Genomic DNA, 16,655 nt, shown 5'->3' on the forward strand with positions numbered 1-16,655 from the left:
CATGGCTTCGATCCTGATGTTGCATGGTTCTTCGGATTTGTATGGGGCGAGCAAAATCTTCCTCCAATCCGCCGCCGCCCTCCAAGCCGCAGGCCATCGGGTGACGGTTGTGCTGTCCGAAGAGGGTCCTTTGGTACAAAATCTAAGACAAAAAGGCCTCGAAGTTCATATCCATCGACTCGGCATCCTTCGCAGAAAATACTTCAACCTCCCCGGATTGGCCAATCGGGTCTTGGCGCTGCGAAAAGCCAGGACTTTTTTGGAAAAACTGGGGAGGGAAAAGCAGGTAACCCATTTGTATTCCAACACGTCGGCCGTATTGGTCGGGGCACTCGTGGCCAAACCCATCGGCGCAAAGCATATTTGGCACCTGCACGAAATCCTCGTCCAACCCGCTTGGTTTGCCAAACTCATGGGCAAGATTGTCGGCAGGTCCGCGGATACGGTCCTGGCGGTATCCCAAGCGGTGAAAGACCATTGGCGACCCTTTATGGATCCTTCCAAAATCCATCTTTTGTACAACGGCATTGACTACGAAGCCTATCTCGAAAAGCATCCTGATGTGCTGCGCGACCTGAAAATCCCCACAGACTGCCTCCGAATCGGCATGATTGGCCGTATCAATACCTGGAAAGGGCAAGGATACTTCTTGGAGACTGCGGCGAAACTTTTGAAGCAAAACCCAAAGCTGCACTTTATCATCGCGGGGGATGCATTTCCCGGCATGGAAAATTTGGTGGAGGAAATGCTTCAAAAAATCAGGGATTTGGGTTTGGAAAAAAACGTAAGCTATTTGGGTTTCAGGAATGATATCGCAGCCCTGATCCAATCCTTGGATTTGTTTGTGTTGCCCTCGATTTTGCCCGATCCTTTTCCGACCGTAATATTGGAAGCGATGGCATCGGGAAAGCCTGTCGCGGCTACAGCCCATGGCGGTGCCTGCGAAATGCTGCTGCACGGCGAAACGGGCATTTTGATCCCTTGGAACGATGCCGAAAAAGCCGCAGCGCTGATCCAATCCATGCTTCAAAACCCTGAAAGATTGCCGCTGATGGGCGAAAAAGGAAGGGAGCGGGTGTTGGAAAAATTCTCCACCGAAGCCTTCGAAAGAAAGTTTGTCAAGTTTTTTGAAGATGAGCGATAAAGGAAAAAAGCTGAAAGTCTGCATCCTCGGGAGCAAGGGCTACCCCTACGTCTATGGTGGCTACGAGACCTTGGTCAAAGAGCTCTCCGAACGCCTTGTCAAAAAGGATGTTGAGGTCAGGGTCTATTGCCACCGTTCGCTTTTCAAGGACAAACCGAAGGAAGTCAATGGTGTCCGCTTGATTTACACCCCTGCGATCGAGACCAAAAGTCTCACCCAACTCAGCCATTCCTTCATTTCGATGGTCCATGCCTGCCTCTCGGATGTGGACGTGATTTTTGTGGTCAACAGTGGGAATGGGCCATTTGGCATCATTTCCCGACTTTTCCGTAAACCCACCGCCATCAACGTCGATGGATTGGAATGGCTGCGACCCAAATGGAAAGGACTCGGTGCGAAGTATTTCCTTTGGGCTTCCCGGATGGCTACCAAGTGGTACGACCAAATCATCAACGACTCGGACGCAATGCGGGACATCTACCTCGAAATGTTCCAAACCCCATCCAAGGTGATCGCTTATGGCGCCAATATCTCCCTGAGCGCCGATCCCGAAAAAATCCGCAAATGGGGACTCGAGCGGGAAAGCTACTTTCTGATTGTGGGCCGACTTGTGCCTGACAACAACGCCGACCTGATCATCGAAGGGTTTTTGGCTTCAAAATCCAAGCGCAAGCTGGTCGTAGTAGGGGACGTACCATTTCAGGATGCGTATGCCAGCCGGCTAAAAAATATGAAAGACGAGCGGCTGCTTTTTACGGGCTATGTCACAGATCCTGAGGAGCTCAAGTCGCTGTATCACCACTGCTACGCCTATTTCCATGGACATGAATACGGTGGTACCAACCCGGCCATGTTGAAAGCACTGGGCTATGGCTGCGCGATTTTGGCTTTGGATACCCGCTTCAACCAAGAGATGTTGCAAAACGGCAAGCACGGCTGGTACTTCGCCAAGACCGCGGCATCTGTGGCCGACACCATCCATCGGGCGGAAGCTTCCCCGGATGCCCTATCCCAATTCCGCAGCACCGCCCGTGAAGGCTTGACAACCCGCTACCAATGGGATACCGTTGCGGAGCAGTATTTGGATGTTTTTAGGGAGTTGGGGAAAAGAATCAAAAAAGTGTAATCTGAAAAATAACAGGGTGTAATGATTTCTTTTTCACGTCTTCTTCCTAGAACACTCAGTAAATTTTGATAATTTGAATCACATATGTATCGGAGAGAATCAAGTTCACTGTGGTCTGATAGTCTTTATTTTTGGCATATGTAACCTTTGGAAAAACATTTCTAAGAACATTAGACACTCTCGCGCCAATACACCTAGGAACCATCACAAATACCATTCGATATGAAAAACTTATCAATTTCCCTCCTCTTTCTCTTCATTTCATCTTTTGCCAATGGTCAGTCGATCAAGAAACTGGATAAAATAACCAAAGATGCAAATGAAGCCAAAGCCGCATTTCTTGAAACCGATCCTCATCTCCAAACCCTATTCGAGAGTTCACACGGTTATGTAATCTTCCCGAATATCGGAAAAGGTGGACTTGGAGTAGGAGGAGCCACAGGCAACGGAGTTGTATGGGAGAAAGGCCAACTAGTAGGTTATGCGAAAATGACCCAGTTAACACTTGGCTTCCAGGCAGGTGGCCAAGGGTACAGCGAGGTGATATTTTTCCAGAACAAGGAAGCTTTTGACAGATTTACGAGCAATAAGATCGAGTTTGGAGCGGAAGTCTCGGCGGTTGCGATTAAGCCGCAAGCATCGGTGGGTGCGAAGTACTTGAACGGCGTATTGGTATTTACGCAGAGCAAGGGGGGGCTGATGTATGAGGCTTCCCTGGGCGGTCAAAAGTTCAGCTATACAGCAAAGTAGACGCGAATTTATCAGGATCTTAATTTGGGATCTTCGGAAATGAAAAATTTCGTTAGGCATACGGCTTTTTAAAGAGCCGCAGCCTAGTGACAAAGTCTATCCAGTAGTGGAATAGCAGTTTGCGTTTTTTGCATGGAAGGGACTAGGGAATCCGGACGGCTAATTTTTGGGTCAAAAGCAGGAGCATTTTGTTTTCAAATTGAAAACTTTTTGCTAAATTTATGCGTTACTAAATACAACTTGAAAAACATCATTGCGGTCAGAAACCTAGTCTTGTTTTACCTCAAGCATCCTGATGCCAAGGCAAGCATTGAAACATGGCTAGCCATCACCAAAAACGCTTCTTGGCAAAAACCATCGGATGTTGTGGCTTCATTCCCCGATGCGGATCCGGTGAAAAATAATCGGGTAGTGTTCAACATCACAAGAAACAAGTATCGGCTAGTCGCCCAGATCAGTTATGAGAGACAATGGGTCTTCATCAAGTTTATTGGGACACATGCCGCCTACGACAAGATTGATGCGAGTACAATTGAACAGTTTTAATTCGAAGCCTATGAAATGGGATAAAATCATCACAACGGAATCGGAGTACAATTTGGCATTGGCGAGGCTGACAGAAATTTTTGATGCCCATCCAGGCAGTGCGGAGGGAATGGAGGCCGAATTGCTCGTCACGCTCATCGAAAAATATGAAAAGCAACACTATCCAATTGCACTGCCGCATCCCATCATAGCGATACAAGAAACAATGGAAAAAAGGGGGTTGAAAGATAAAGACCTTATCCCCGCTATCGGCAGCAAAACGACCGTTAGCCTCATCCTGAATAAGAAAAGGGCTCTGACCATCGACATGATCCGAAATCTATCCGAATTGCTGGGACTGCCTGTGGAGGTATTGATCCAACCCTATGAACTGGATCGGGAACGGGTATTGCAATAGAAATCAGATAGACCTATTTCAAAATTGACCTCAGTTTGAAATCAAACATGTTCGATTTTGCCGGACAATCATCTCTTGTTTTTCCAAATCTTCGGATTTCTGGTGGTCTGGATCACTCGTCTCATTGCTGACAATTTTTTCAACCACAAAAGAGACAAAAGGATGTTGGTGATTCAGGTCTTTTGTTATCTCTTGTACCTTTTGTGGTTCCTATTATTCTGTCCGTTTCGCCGAAAGTAAAGAATCTGCGCCACTTGCTCTTCAAAGTTTGGGTCATTTTGCCAATAAGTATAAGTTCAAAGTTGGCTTGGCTAAATCCACAAAAAAATGTTTTCCCGCTTGCAAACATTGGGATACACAGATTCTATAACTTCAGAGATGTCAATTTTCGCTTCCTGAAGAACTTTCAACCTATAGTTCATAAATTCTTCTCCAGCTCCTTCACAACATCATTCCAATCCAAGGCTTTTGTTGGATCCGCATGATAAGAAGCGATTCTGTCGTCCAACAGCGCCTTATGGGCCTCAGATAAATGGCTTTGATGTTGGTCTTTGAGAGCGAGTAACTGCTTGAGCGTACTATAATCCTGAAGCTCTGTAAGCCAATGGATAAGGTCGATCTTTGCTGCGTGAATGTCCATGGAATTTTGAAATGAATGATTAAAGCTAGGGATCTAACGCCAACAAGACAAGGGATAGCATCGTGAGACTTGGACAGGCAAACAATCCCACCGATAGACATGATCCGAAATCTATCCGAATTGCTGGGACTGCCTGTGGACGTATTGATCCAACCCTATGGACTGGACCGGGAAAGGGTAGTCCGATAGTTTTGCGCCAAGCAAGCTTCGCAGAAATCCTGATCAAAACACCCCCATTTTTTGCTACATTTCCGCATTTCAAATAGGCTACAATCATGAATGGAAGGAGACTTTTTGTTAAAAGAACAGCCCTAGCAGCGGCAGCGCTAGGTTCATGGGGATTTGTAAAAGCGCAGCCGCCAGTCAAAGAGTCTGCTTGGATTTCCGTGTCCGGACGTGTCAGAAGCGGAGGGAAAGGGCTTGCGGGTGTCCGCGTTTCGGACGGCAAGTCGGTGTTTGTCACGGATAGCAAGGGTAATTTCGAATTCCAAACAGATCGTGATTTTGTTTTCCTCTCCTATCCTGCGGGTTATGCTTTCAACTTGCTGGAAAACGGCTCTGTGGATTTTTTCAGAAAACTGGACAAAAACCGAGAAAACCAATCGCTCGACTTTGACTTGCGGCCATTGGGACAGTCAGACGACCGGCACCATTTCATCGTCCTAGCCGATCCACAAGTGCAAACCGATGAGGAGGCGGATCTTTTCCGGACTGAATCTTGTGCCGACATGATCCAAACCAAATCAGAAATCGCTGACCCAAATCTCTTTGGTGTAGGTTGCGGGGATTTGGTTTTTGATCGATTCGACTTGTTTGATTTCTACAACCGCGCGCTGAAATCCACCGGGATTCCTTTTTTCCAAGTCTTGGGAAACCACGACATCGACCTACAGGCCCGCTCCAACGAATCGGCGCAAGCTCCTTATTTGGCGCAATACGGTCCTCCGTACTATTCCTTCAACCGCGGCAAGACGCATTATGTCGTGCTTTGCGACGTCTATTTCTTGGGCAATCGGCAATATTACGGGTATCTATCCGAGACACAACTGAGTTGGTTGGAGCAGGATTTGGAAGGACTGGAAAAAGGCTCTGAAGTCGTTGTTTTTCTGCATATCCCCTCCTTCTCTGATATTGTTCGGCTCAATCCCGGTCGGGATGCCAACAAAGAATCGGTCGTAAACCGGGCTGCCTTGTATGAAATCCTCAAACCCTACAAAGCGCATCTGATCTCCGGTCACGTGCATTGGAACGAAAATCGGGTGGAAGGAAACATTTTTGAACACAATACCGCCGCCATCTCGGGCGCCTGGTGGTCGGGAATCTGCTATGACGGCACACCAAAAGGCTACGGGGTCTACCAATCCAATTCGGGAGAAATGTCTTGGCATTACAAGAGTGTAGGCAAAACCAAGGATTTTCAGTTGAGGGTTTATCCTCCGGGAAAAAGCGACAAATATCCCGACCATTATTTGGTCAACGTTTGGAATTGGGATCCAGCTTGGGAAATCCAATGGACCGAAAACGATCGGGTCGCAGGTTCGCCGACCCGCGTGGAAACCGTCGACCCAATGGCAGCGGATATCTATGCCCCCGACAAACCCAAAAAACAACCTTGGATCAGCCCCCAGGTCAATGGACACATGTTTGCCTTCAAGAAAATCGATCCTAGGGCCAAAATTAAAATTCGCGTAAAGGACAGGTTCGGGAATGTTTATGAGGAAGTTATTTCCTAACTTTTCATTCAAATTCGAACTTTCATGAGCGATGGAATAAACCCGAAAATCCAGGAAATCAGGGATTCTTTGGAGGGTTTGGAAAAAAAGATGGACCGAGAGGTAAAGAATAACAGCACGCTGCTGAATTCCCTCCACCCATCGCAATATCAGGCCGGGAAAAACCTCTTGGAGTATTTGACGACTCGGGCGGAGGATCTGAGAAACCTTCAGGATGAGCTTCATATCCATGGGCTCTCCTCATTGGCGAGTTCCGAGGGACATATCCGGAGACAAATCCAAGCGATTCAAGAACGCCTTGGTAAAAAATACGTCGAATCGCAACTCGACACCTGCACCTACAGATTTTGCAAATCGTCCATCAAGGAAAAAAGCAAGAAGCTATTTGGTCCGAAACCAGAGGAGCGGATCCCGTCCCTGATGGTGACATTCGATTCGGGTTTTGCCGATAATTATGCCTTGATAAAAAGCCTGCTCCAAAATGGCATGAACGTGGCCCGTATCAATTGCGCCCACGACGACGAAGCTACTTGGTCCCGCATGATCAACAAGCTCAAAAAAGCCTGCCGCAATACTGGGTTGGAATGCAAGGTCTACATGGATCTTGCAGGACCAAAAATCCGAACAAAACTCCTCGCCAAAGGAAAAACCAAGGGCAGGGTTAAAGTGGAAGAGGGACAGCTGGTTTGGCTCGCCGAAAACGACAAAGATTTTAAAAAAGAGGATGTAGTCATCAGCCCAAATGTGGAAGGAATTATTCCATCTTTGAAAAAAGGCGATCGGGTATATTTGGACGACGGGGTGATCAGGGCTTTGGTGGAAAAAATCAAATCCGACCGTGTCGGTATCCGGATCACGCGGATCTCGACGGAAAAGAAACAAATCAAAAACGGCAAAGGCATCAACTTCCCTGACACTCCCTTGCAGATTGCTTCCTTGACGGCCTTTGATCGTGCCTCACTTCCCTACATCTGCGAGCATGCCGACTTGGTGGGGTATTCATTTGTGAAAACGGCCCAAGACATCCGGGACTTGAGAGAGGCCATGAAAGGTATTACCGAGAATCCACCTTCCATGATCATCAAAATTGAAACGCCCGAAGCAGTCAGAAACCTCCCATTTCTTTTGATGGAGGGAATGATCGATCCCTATTTCGGTGTCATGATTGCCCGGGGAGACCTTGCCGTGGAGATAGGATTCGAGAGAATGGGTGAAATCCAGGAGGAAATCCTGTGGATTTGCGAAGCCGGACACGTTCCCGTCGTTTGGGCGACACAGGTATTGGAAAGTCTCAACAAATCGGGCATGGCTACCCGTTCAGAAATCACCGACGCCGCCAACGCAGCCCAAGCCGACTGCGTCATGATCAACAAGGGCGACCATACGGTCGAAGTGATGGAAACGCTCAAGGATATCCTCCTCCGGACTGCCAGCCACAGGATCAAAAAACGCTATACATTCCGTCCACTTCAGATAGCCCAAAGGTTTTTTGAGTCGAAGGAAAAAGAAAAAGGCCAAGCGTAGCTCGGCCTTTTGATTTGTTTTCATTGGTTGATTACTTTTTGTAGGGAATATGCTTGAGGATGTGTTCGGCGGCCGCTATCAACTCCTCTTCCCTGGTATCCTTGTCGATTTCGACCCAAGGCGCAAAATCAGTACTTGTCTTTTCAAACATCGCGGCTTTGTGCTGCATGTATTTTTTGAAAATCTTCGGGGACGCGGAAGTCCACCGCTCAGCCTTCCACCTGTGAAGCGGAGACTTGGTCAGCTCTTCAAACCGATCTTCCTGTTCGTCGGGACTTACCGTAAAGTAAAACTTGAGCAAAATGATACCGGAATCGACGAGCATTTTGTCGAAATTATTCACCTGTTCCATAAACCGCTCATACTCCTCCTGCGTGCATAGCCCACCAATCGGCTCAAAAAGGGCCCGATTGTACCAACTCCGATCCCAAAAAACCATTTCACCTGCCCTTGGCAGTTTTTCGATGAACTTCCTGAAGTAGTAATCATCCTTTACCTCACCGTCCTTCTTGGGAAGGTTTACCTCTATGCGGAAGTGACGTGGGTTGTTGTGGGAAAGGATCTTCCGGATAATCGTACTTTTCTCGGAAGAGTCCCCGCCGTGGAAAAGCACCAAAACCCGCTTGTTGTTGGCAATGACCCAAAGCTGCAACTTGACCAGTTCCTCTTGTATCGCCCGAAACTTCAATTCATGGCGGGCGTTTTTGAGCACTTTCTCCAACTTGATTTTTTTGTTGGCAAGGAGGTGTTTGAGACCAATTTTGGAATTCAACACCTCCATATCCTCGGCCGTAAGCGCTATTTTGCTCATAAATCAAATTTTTCGTTTTTCCTGTAATACTTGAAGACAACGTTTGGGTCAAACTTCAGACTGACTTTTGTCTTTCCTTTGCCCGGATACTTGAACCGCGAAAGGACATAGCGAAGGCTTTCCAATCGGGCTTCCTCTTTGTTGTTGGTGTCCACGATTACCCAAGGGCTGAAACTGGTGTGTGTTTCCAGAAACATCGCCTCCTTGTAGTCCGTGAAGTGATCCCAAAGTTCCTGACCCTTGAGATCAACCGGACTGAACTTCCATTCCTTCAGCGGATTTCCCTTACGCGCATCGAAGCGCTTCTGCTGCTCCTCCCGGGTGATATCAAACCAAAACTTGATCACGGTGATGCCATCTTCATAGAGCATGTGCTCGAAGTTGGTGACTTGCCGCATGAATATCTCGTACTGTTTGTCATTGCAAAAACCCATTACTGGCTCCACGACTGCCCGATTGTACCAGCTTCTATCGAAGAACTTGATTTGGCCGGGATTGGGAAGTACCTCGATGTACCGCTGAAAATACCACTGTCCTTTCTCGATCTCGGTGGGCTTGGAGAGTGCTACCACTCCACTGGCGTTGGGGTTGAGGTGCTCGACGAAGCGCTTGATCGAACCGCCCTTGCCTGCAGCATCACGGCCCTCGAAAAGGACGGCGACCCGGAGTTTTTTCTTGGCGATGTATTCGGTGAGCAGTGCGAGCTCTGTCTGCAAGAGAAGAAGCTCCTCCTCGTACTTGGCACGTTTGAGGGGCTTTTTGACATCTACGCCGATCTCCTTGGCCAGTTCGACCAATTGCTTTCGGGTTTTTATGCCTACTAATTGTTCTGCTAAAAACATGGATTGTGCTGTTTTTCGATTTCAATAAAAGGTAATGATTTGCCGTCAGTTAACAAAGGTTTTCTTCTTTTTCGGCGATTTGCAGCCGCCTCGGTCACTTGAAATACCCTTTTCCTAACACGGGCTGCTATGATTTTGGCTTTTGTTATTTGATGACGATCCAAGTGTAGCCGTCGGCCGGAATTTCGATCCTGAGCCTAAGCTCCTGCCGCTCGTTGAGGGGAAAACCTTGGAACCCCTTATCCTCAATACTGACCTCGGCTTGATTTTTTAGACCCGAATAGTATAGTGGGATCACCATATCCTTGGACATCGGTTCCTTTGTAGGGTTGAAGAGCATGACGAGAGCCTTTTCCCTGCCTTGGGGATCCACGTGCATCCAACCGTCCCAATCCCTTCCGTCTGCACGGCGGAGTCGGATGATGTCGGCATTGAGGATATCACGGTACTTCTTGTACCAATCGATCACCGAAATGACCATGGCTTTGGTTTCCTCGGTATCATACAATCTCGGTCCCCGGTAGCAAGCTTGTACACCTGCTCCATAGTATTGCATCATCAGCTGCTTGTAGTCATCCAAATGCTCGCTCAGCGGCTCCAATACCGCTTCTGGCCCTCCACCGTGGTAGGCTGTCAAAGGCACGAATCCCCAACCCATCGAAGGCGTCTTTTCCCAGGTACCGTCATGGATGTTTTGCCTATTCAAGATTTTTTGTCGCTCTCTCGGTAGGGAAAAATTCACCTCCCGATAGCCCAAAGCAATCTTGTGTGTCCCATCCAAAAAGTACCAATCCGGCGCATTGATATAGATTCCCCGTGCATTCATCCATTGGTAAAGTCCCTTTTGGAGATTGATCTGTACCCACTGCGAATCGTGCAGACCCTTGTGACCGGGATGTGAAGTCGAGGCACAGACATCGCCGGGATAGGGTCCGTCGTTTTCGAAAATATCAAAACCTGTGTTTTCGAAGAAAAACTTCAACTTGCCCAAATACTCCAAGCCCCATTGACTGGCCATACAGGGTGCATTTCCAAAAAAAGCTCCTCCTGGCCTGAGCGTGAGCGGACTGATGACGTCATGCTCGTCGCTGATTTTCCTCGAACTGAAAAGGGAATAACCCCCGATTTTGATCCCTTTTTGATGGGCATAATCTGCCAGGCCTTTCCAGCGTGCAATATTTTCCGGAGAAATATCCTCCATGTTGATATGGCTTCCAAAGCTCAGTATCAAGGCTTCATATCCTGTGGCTACACATTGGTCGATGGCCGTCCTAACCTCAGCGTCGTTTTTGCTCACCAAATGCATGAAAATGGGATTCTGCAAAGTCCAAGGAGCCAAAGCCCGGTACATTTTCCTCCTCGCCAAACCATTCCGCTCCCGGTCATAACTGTCCAAAACCAATTCATAAGTACGGATAGACTGGAAATTTTGTCCAGGCTTTAGGTCAATTCCAATTCCTCTTTCGGGGTAGACTTCGAGGATACTTGGTGTCCGCAATTCGTAATTGACCTGGGAAGTGTAGCTCGAATCCGGCTTCCAATGCGTGGCCTGACTGCTGAGTTCGGCATGCATGGCGTTGTTGAAGGCGAAGTTGTTTTCGATATACAGTTGGTGCGGCTTCTTCATCTTCTCCGTGCTGCCGACCACAGCGGATTCTTCCTCCACGATTCCAAGAATTTCATTGACCACTTGGTTGATGCGGATGCTTTCGTTTCCAGTATTTTCGAGGGTGAGGTATTTGCCCATGAGCGGAATGTCATCGAAGAGCTCATAGTGGACTTTCAATAGGAGGTCTTCGAAATCCGGATGGGTATAGGAAAAACTCACTTTCTTGCCTGTGGCATCCTTTTTATGGCCTGTCCAGAAAACTGTTTTGGTAGGAAAATGTGGGATAATCTCACCGATTTCGTAGGACTGGTATTGGAAATCTTCAGGAGAGGATTTCATGTTGTCCAACCATTCTTTGCGAAAATATCCCCGCTCCTCTTGACCGCTGAGCCCTCCAATGCGGTAAGTTTTCCAATTGAGGATAATCCGGGCCTCTGGCATGACGGCCCGAAGCATTTGCTCGCCAGTCATCAAGTTCGTGAAATCGAAACATGCCAGATTGGGTGTCAAAACAAAACTCCTGCGGATCAGGCCGTTGTCCAAATGGATTTCCTTGGCCTCCAAAACGGTGATTTCCGCCCTTCTACTTTTGCCGTCCACCAACCAATCGGCGTTGTGGGTTTGTGCCCCTACAGACCCACAGACCCAAAAAATGACGATCGTAAAGACTATTCCAAACGGTGAAAAGGGCGATGGGGTCGAAGTGTGCATGGAGAAGGCAGATGTTTTGCTGTCTACAATTTATAAAAATGCACGGAAAAGGCATTGTAGGACAAAAGATCAAATCCCCGAAATCTGGCATCGGGTGATGATGCCGGGCTCGGAAAGCGAAGAAGTTATCGGCGGCACATCGGAAATCCAGACCAATGCGAATAAGTTGGATAACCTAAAAAAGGGACTCAAGCGTCTCAACCAAGGCCTTGGAATCCATGTATTGGTTGACGCGTTTTTTCACCACAAAATTCTGGTCCAATAAGAGCATCAGTGGCGGTGCAAATGCGTTGTTTTGCCCATTGAACAAAATGGCCAAGTCATGCAAGGGTATTCTGCTGGTCTTTAGCTGGCGGTTGGAAAATACCTGCCCATCAAAAACCACATCTCCGTCGAACTCCGCATCAAATTTGACCGCGTACAAGTCATTGGATAGTGATTCAGTAACCGTTGGTTTGGTAAACACCTCCTTTTCCATTTTGCGGCAATACGTACACCAATCGGTGTGAAAATAAAGAAACACGGGCTTTGGGTTGACACGTAAGGAGTCTTCCAACTGCTCAAACGTCAACCAAAAGTCCGAGTTTGATTCCTGAGCGGGGCAATTCCCGCTCAGGAAAAGTACTATTACTAGGGCAACAATTGATTTCATCGGTGGAAGTGGCCAATCTTGATACCCATGAAGAAGGTCCTGGGTCTCAATGGCCCATAGATAAAGCCTGCATCTCGGGTCGGTCCTGTATCAAACTCGCGCTGATAGCTGTCAAACATGTTTTGCAAGCCGCCGCTGAATTCCACGTTGAACTTACCTTTGGTCTCGACACGGTAAGCAAGTCGCAGGTTTACGTCGTAAAAGGCGGGCGTATTGACCAACTCGATAAACTCCACGTCATTGACAATCAGGGGTACGACCATGGACCCGGTGTACAAACCTGTCAAGTCCAAAGAAAGCTTCTTGTTGGGAGTCCAGCTACCGCCAAGGAAACCGTAGGTATTTGGCGTACGGATAAATTCCGAGACGGTGATTTGGGGAAATTCCGTCGTTCCTTCTTCAGGTTCGAAGAGCACCTCGTCTTCATTGTAAAGGGCACGTTGGATGGTTCCCCCGGCTTGGAAGGAGAAAAACCGCGAGGGCGAGAAATTATACTCAAGGTTGAATCCTGATACGGTCGCCCCGCTTCCGTTGCGCTTTTCTTCCAAAAATGCGCCGTTTCCCTGCTGCCCAATGCTAACACGTTGGAATTGGTTGTTGAGGCGGGTGTAGAAGCCTTCAATCAAGAAGTTACTTTGGACAATACCCGTGTTTTTACCAAAATTCAGCGAAGCCGTGAATGCGTCGGAGGTTTCCATTTGCAAGTCCTCCGCAAGGATGACAAACTTTTGCTCCCCACTTACAGAAGAAATGTGTAGATCTTCGTCAAAGGCCTGCGGTGCCCTGAAGCCCCTCGCGTAGCCGCCTCGAAGCTGGGCTCCCGGCATCAGGTCATAAAGAAGTGTAAATCGGGGACTCAGCACGCCGTTGTTGAAATCAACCGAGCGACTGATATCGCCTAGTTCGTAGACACCGTCCACCGTGACGATGTCGTAGCGTGTACCCATGAAGAGCGTCAATTTATCCGCTGCTTTCCACTCAAACTGACCATAGAATCCGAGCGTGTTTACCTGTTGGTCGATCAATTTTTCATAACCTGTGATCTCGTCCTGTACCGAGTTGCCTTGGTACTCGATCCCGCCGACGAATACATTTCTTCCTTTGAAATTGTGGGTAAACTGGCTCCCCAATACGCCAGCCAAATCATTGGTCAAGCCATAGGCACTGGCTGCCGCCACACTGTCCGCCAAGGTACGCCCACCTCCAAGGCCTCCGTAGAAACTCCGCCTCACGCCCGAAAGCAAACTTCCGTAGGTGGATACCTTTGTCCTTCGATCCTTGCTGAACTGATCATAGGTCAATCCCACATTCAGGATGTTGTGGTCGAGCTGCTCAGCGATATCGGTCATATGCGGCGGCAGGGATAGCTGATCACCACCCCGGCGAAACTCATCGATGGCGTTGAGATCGAGGGTAATCTTACTTAGCTCGGTCGGTTTGTAAAATGCCTTCGCACCAAATGTCAGGTTATTCAACTGCACAATTTCCGTAAATCCATCCCCATCAGCATCGAAACCTCCCCGGTCTCTTTTCATTCCATAAAATGTCACCCCACTCTTCAGGTCCTCGCTCACGACCGATCCATTGAAGCTGAGGGTATTGTCAGGAACATCTCCTCGCATCAGTCCAAAGTTGGAGCCAATTTGCCAAGTGTTTTCCACTGGTTCCTTGGTGATGATATTCACTGTGCCGGCGATCGCATTGGAGCCAAAAAGCGCGGAACCCCCACTCCTGACTACTTCAACGCGTTCGATCATATTGGCGGGAATCATTTCCAAGCCATAGACACCCGTCAGCGAGCTGAAGATCGGCCTGCTGTTGACCAAAATCTGGGAGTATGGTCCGTCCAAGCCGTTCATCCGCAATTGGGTAAAACCACAGTTCTGGCAGTTATTTTCTACCCTGATTCCCGGCTGGAAGCTCAAGCCCTCCACCATCGATACTGATTGGGTGGCGTTGAGGATTTTGGAACCGACCACTGAGACGAGGTTCGGCGCATCCTCCCTGTTGAGCTCGTAGCGGCTGCTGCTGACTACGACCTCGTTCAATCCAATCCTGTCTTCATTGATTTGTTGGGCAAACTCGGTGGTTTTATCTTCCTCGACCTTTACATCGAATACAGAAGTAGCATAACCTACCGCCCGCACCTGGAGTTTGTATCTGCCGACAGGCACATTCGGAATATTGAATTTGCCATCAAAATCCGATACGGCACCGAGATTTGTACCTTGGACCAATACCGTCGCCTGCACCAGAGGGCCGTCCACACTAGTCAAACTGCCTTGTATAGATCCCATTTGTTGGCCCATCAGCGGGTTGACAATCAGGAAAAGTATATGTATCAATAGTATGCTCTTTTTCATGTTTTCAAGGGTTTAATAAAAAAGGATAAATACACCCGAATGAGGATCAAGTGAATGTAAAACACAGACACACGATCCCGCGGATTCGGGGTTAACAGATCTCACTTTGGATTAGAATCGGGACGCGGAAGTCATTGATTGATTCCACGAAGCATAAAAGTCAAGAAAAAGAAGGTGGGCCCCGAATGTGCCAAGCTGAACAGGAATTGTCTTCGTATTTGAAAAGAATCGAGGCGATTGCATCATTTGATTCCGCATGGAACGGACTCAATACGAATTCAAAAAATTCCAATTCCAGCCTGGGGGTATTGGAAATCAAATCGTAGAGTTCCAGTTCTTCCTTGCTATGGGAACCATCGTCTTGGCCACTGGGACTTTCGGAATTGAACTCGTAAGGGTGGGCGTGTACGGCGACCAAATGTCCATTGTACCAGTGCGAGTGAAAAAAGATGATTTTGTTGAAAAGCAAAAGCAAGTGCACCAGCATGAACATGCCGAAGCCAACCCGCCTGATTTTTTGAAAAATGCTCTCCAACTCCGAAACAGTTTTGACTCAGTAACTTGAAATGCCCGCTTTTGTTTTCAATCCCACAGAAAACAAATCAACTTCAGACCGTTGATTTGACTCCCACTGCCAAAAGGATTGGCAATCAGCGCAGCAAATATTGCAAAAGTGAAACAAAGTTGCAATCTGATCAAAAATCCTTCACCCTTGCCCTGGGGGGACATAGCACGAACCGCAAGTTACTTTCAACTCAAACGCCGTACTTCAAGACCAAGGCCAATTGACCGGCATGGTAAGCGGTATGCGTGGTGATTCTGCCGAGTGCTTCGGCCTTGGTCTTTTTTCCAAATTCCTTGGTTTCGATGATTGACTCCCAATCGGATTGGTTTTCAATCGCCTTTTGAAGTTGGATACCTGCTTCCTGTACCAGGGCGATCAAGGAATCCAAATCGGTCCATTCTCCCGTATCTCTTCCGGCTTTGAGTGTTTGTGCATCTACTTTCACTTCCAAATTCCCGAATACATTCTTGGCAAAAAGCAGCTCCACCTCAGCCACATGGCGAATGAGGAAACCCGCCGAATTGGGGCTGCCGCCGAGTTTTTTTGGGAGGTCTTCAGGCTTGATGTTGGCCAGCTGATTGGTGAATCGGGTACGCCCTTCTTTCCAGAGTTCTACAAGTTGTCTCATATCCGAATTTACAAAATCTGCCGGAATAATTTGGTCGGAAAAATATTCATCGTAATATTGCAATATATTTAAATGGTACTCACTGCGTGAGAAAATAAAAACCAGCATGCAGGGAAAATTCAGATGGAGCCAAATATTTGGTTTGATGAAGATATCCCAACCAATTTCAAAATAGTCTAATCTCTCGCCTCTAAAGTCTGCAAAATGGGTGTCACAAAAACAGATCTCTTCACCGAACAGCAAAACGAACTGGCCAAAGTCTCCAAGGTACTGGGACATCCTGCCAGAATCGCAATCCTCCAACACCTGATCCAAGCAAATTCCTGCATCAATGGGGATTTGGTACAGGAGATTGGGCTGGCACAGGCGACCATTTCGCAGCACCTGCGCGAACTCAAGGAAATCGGAATCATCAAAGGCAGTATTGAAGGAGTCTCTGTCAACTATTGCATCGATCCGATCCGTTGGGCCGAGGTCCAAAACCTTTTCCAAGGATTGTTTGAGGGCTTTCCGAAGGTCCCGGGCTGCTGTAGATGAAGAAACAAGATCCAAGACATAAGATATAAGAATTAAGAATCAGGAGACGAGAGCGGAGGACCGCCTCATCGTAAAAG

The 16,655-nt window shown here is 47.9% G+C and carries 16 protein-coding genes; 8 read left to right on the forward strand and 8 right to left on the reverse strand.

The window, feature by feature from the left end; all coding sequences use genetic code 11:
• Window position 1 precedes the first annotated feature (1 nt).
• From C943_RS04820 to C943_RS04840, 5 genes are all read left to right on the forward strand, one after another.
• Window positions 2–1,144, forward strand: a complete 1,143-nt coding sequence (locus C943_RS04820; protein ID WP_008624822.1) for a glycosyltransferase family 4 protein — start codon at window positions 2–4, stop codon at window positions 1,142–1,144.
• On the forward strand, window positions 1,134–2,270 hold the full coding sequence (locus C943_RS04825) for a glycosyltransferase (RefSeq protein ID WP_008624823.1): 1,137 nt from the start codon (window positions 1,134–1,136) through the stop codon (window positions 2,268–2,270). Before C943_RS04820 ends, C943_RS04825 begins: the two co-directional genes overlap by 11 nt.
• Before the next feature lie 222 nt (window positions 2,271–2,492).
• Entirely contained in the window at window positions 2,493–3,020 is a 528-nt protein-coding gene (locus tag C943_RS04830) for a lipid-binding SYLF domain-containing protein (protein WP_008624824.1), read from the forward strand.
• Window positions 3,021–3,260: 240 nt separating this feature from the next.
• Complete coding sequence (locus C943_RS04835; protein ID WP_008624825.1) at window positions 3,261–3,566, forward strand: type II toxin-antitoxin system HigB family toxin; 306 nt, start codon at window positions 3,261–3,263, stop codon at window positions 3,564–3,566.
• 10 nt (window positions 3,567–3,576) lie between these two features.
• The gene (locus C943_RS04840) at window positions 3,577–3,963 is read left to right on the forward strand and encodes a helix-turn-helix domain-containing protein (protein ID WP_008624826.1); all 387 of its coding nucleotides are present in this window, start codon (window positions 3,577–3,579) and stop codon (window positions 3,961–3,963) included.
• Between the two features lie 418 nt (window positions 3,964–4,381).
• On the opposite strand, the gene C943_RS04845 is transcribed toward C943_RS04840, so the two are convergent.
• Window positions 4,382–4,603, reverse strand: coding sequence for an addiction module protein (locus tag C943_RS04845; RefSeq protein WP_008624829.1), 222 nt, complete (start codon window positions 4,601–4,603; stop codon window positions 4,382–4,384).
• A 275-nt stretch (window positions 4,604–4,878) separates the two neighbouring features.
• Between C943_RS04845 and C943_RS04850 the strand changes: the two genes are divergently transcribed.
• Both C943_RS04850 and C943_RS04855 read left to right on the forward strand, forming a co-directional pair.
• The gene (locus tag C943_RS04850; RefSeq protein WP_008624840.1) at window positions 4,879–6,336 is read left to right on the forward strand and encodes a calcineurin-like phosphoesterase C-terminal domain-containing protein; all 1,458 of its coding nucleotides are present in this window, start codon (window positions 4,879–4,881) and stop codon (window positions 6,334–6,336) included.
• Between the two features lie 24 nt (window positions 6,337–6,360).
• Entirely contained in the window at window positions 6,361–7,860 is a 1,500-nt protein-coding gene (locus tag C943_RS04855) for a pyruvate kinase (protein ID WP_008624841.1), read from the forward strand.
• A gap of 31 nt (window positions 7,861–7,891) precedes the next feature.
• On the opposite strand, the gene C943_RS04860 is transcribed toward C943_RS04855, so the two are convergent.
• The 7 genes from C943_RS04860 to C943_RS04890 form a co-directional block, all read right to left on the reverse strand.
• A complete protein-coding gene (locus C943_RS04860; RefSeq protein ID WP_008624842.1) occupies window positions 7,892–8,671 on the reverse strand; it encodes a polyphosphate kinase 2 family protein in 780 nt (259 codons plus the stop codon).
• Window positions 8,668–9,513: a polyphosphate kinase 2 gene (ppk2, locus tag C943_RS04865; protein WP_040479064.1), complete on the reverse strand. Its 846-nt coding sequence runs from the start codon at window positions 9,511–9,513 to the stop codon at window positions 8,668–8,670. Before ppk2 ends, C943_RS04860 begins: the two co-directional genes overlap by 4 nt.
• Window positions 9,514–9,658: 145 nt before the next feature.
• The gene (locus C943_RS04870) at window positions 9,659–11,833 is read right to left on the reverse strand and encodes a hypothetical protein (RefSeq protein ID WP_008624844.1); all 2,175 of its coding nucleotides are present in this window, start codon (window positions 11,831–11,833) and stop codon (window positions 9,659–9,661) included.
• 175 nt (window positions 11,834–12,008) lie between these two features.
• Window positions 12,009–12,485: a thioredoxin family protein gene (locus C943_RS04875; protein WP_040479066.1), complete on the reverse strand. Its 477-nt coding sequence runs from the start codon at window positions 12,483–12,485 to the stop codon at window positions 12,009–12,011.
• Window positions 12,482–14,848: a TonB-dependent receptor gene (locus C943_RS04880; protein WP_008624846.1), complete on the reverse strand. Its 2,367-nt coding sequence runs from the start codon at window positions 14,846–14,848 to the stop codon at window positions 12,482–12,484. The genes C943_RS04875 and C943_RS04880 overlap by 4 nt, the downstream gene beginning before the upstream one ends.
• Before the next feature lie 160 nt (window positions 14,849–15,008).
• Window positions 15,009–15,383 (reverse strand): hypothetical protein, encoded by a 375-nt coding sequence (locus C943_RS04885; protein ID WP_008624847.1) that lies wholly within the window; start codon window positions 15,381–15,383, stop codon window positions 15,009–15,011.
• 220 nt (window positions 15,384–15,603) lie between these two features.
• Window positions 15,604–16,041, reverse strand: coding sequence for a DinB family protein (locus tag C943_RS04890; RefSeq protein ID WP_040479164.1), 438 nt, complete (start codon window positions 16,039–16,041; stop codon window positions 15,604–15,606).
• Window positions 16,042–16,245: 204 nt separating this feature from the next.
• On the opposite strand from C943_RS04890, the gene C943_RS04895 reads away from it, so the two are divergent.
• Window positions 16,246–16,578, forward strand: a complete 333-nt coding sequence (locus C943_RS04895; protein WP_008624857.1) for an ArsR/SmtB family transcription factor — start codon at window positions 16,246–16,248, stop codon at window positions 16,576–16,578.
• Window positions 16,579–16,655 lie beyond the last annotated feature (77 nt).

Source organism: Mariniradius saccharolyticus AK6, from assembly GCF_000330725.2.
Lineage (GTDB): Bacteria > Bacteroidota > Bacteroidia > Cytophagales > Cyclobacteriaceae > Mariniradius > Mariniradius saccharolyticus.

Coding starts and splice junctions, on each gene's coding strand:
- C943_RS04880 (WP_008624846.1), bottom strand. CDS start 14,848: ATGAAAAAGAGCATACTATTGATACATATACTTTTCCTGATTGTCAAC.
- C943_RS04870 (WP_008624844.1), bottom strand. CDS start 11,833: ATGCACACTTCGACCCCATCGCCCTTTTCACCGTTTGGAATAGTCTTT.
- C943_RS04895 (WP_008624857.1), top strand. CDS start 16,246: ATGGGTGTCACAAAAACAGATCTCTTCACCGAACAGCAAAACGAACTG.
- C943_RS04860 (WP_008624842.1), bottom strand. CDS start 8,671: ATGAGCAAAATAGCGCTTACGGCCGAGGATATGGAGGTGTTGAATTCC.
- C943_RS04845 (WP_008624829.1), bottom strand. CDS start 4,603: ATGGACATTCACGCAGCAAAGATCGACCTTATCCATTGGCTTACAGAG.
- C943_RS04820 (WP_008624822.1), top strand. CDS start 2: ATGGCTTCGATCCTGATGTTGCATGGTTCTTCGGATTTGTATGGGGCG.
- C943_RS04830 (WP_008624824.1), top strand. CDS start 2,493: ATGAAAAACTTATCAATTTCCCTCCTCTTTCTCTTCATTTCATCTTTT.
- C943_RS04850 (WP_008624840.1), top strand. CDS start 4,879: ATGAATGGAAGGAGACTTTTTGTTAAAAGAACAGCCCTAGCAGCGGCA.
- C943_RS04875 (WP_040479066.1), bottom strand. CDS start 12,485: ATGAAATCAATTGTTGCCCTAGTAATAGTACTTTTCCTGAGCGGGAAT.
- C943_RS04825 (WP_008624823.1), top strand. CDS start 1,134: ATGAGCGATAAAGGAAAAAAGCTGAAAGTCTGCATCCTCGGGAGCAAG.
- ppk2 (WP_040479064.1), bottom strand. CDS start 9,513: ATGTTTTTAGCAGAACAATTAGTAGGCATAAAAACCCGAAAGCAATTG.
- C943_RS04840 (WP_008624826.1), top strand. CDS start 3,577: ATGAAATGGGATAAAATCATCACAACGGAATCGGAGTACAATTTGGCA.
- C943_RS04855 (WP_008624841.1), top strand. CDS start 6,361: ATGAGCGATGGAATAAACCCGAAAATCCAGGAAATCAGGGATTCTTTG.
- C943_RS04890 (WP_040479164.1), bottom strand. CDS start 16,041: ATGAGACAACTTGTAGAACTCTGGAAAGAAGGGCGTACCCGATTCACC.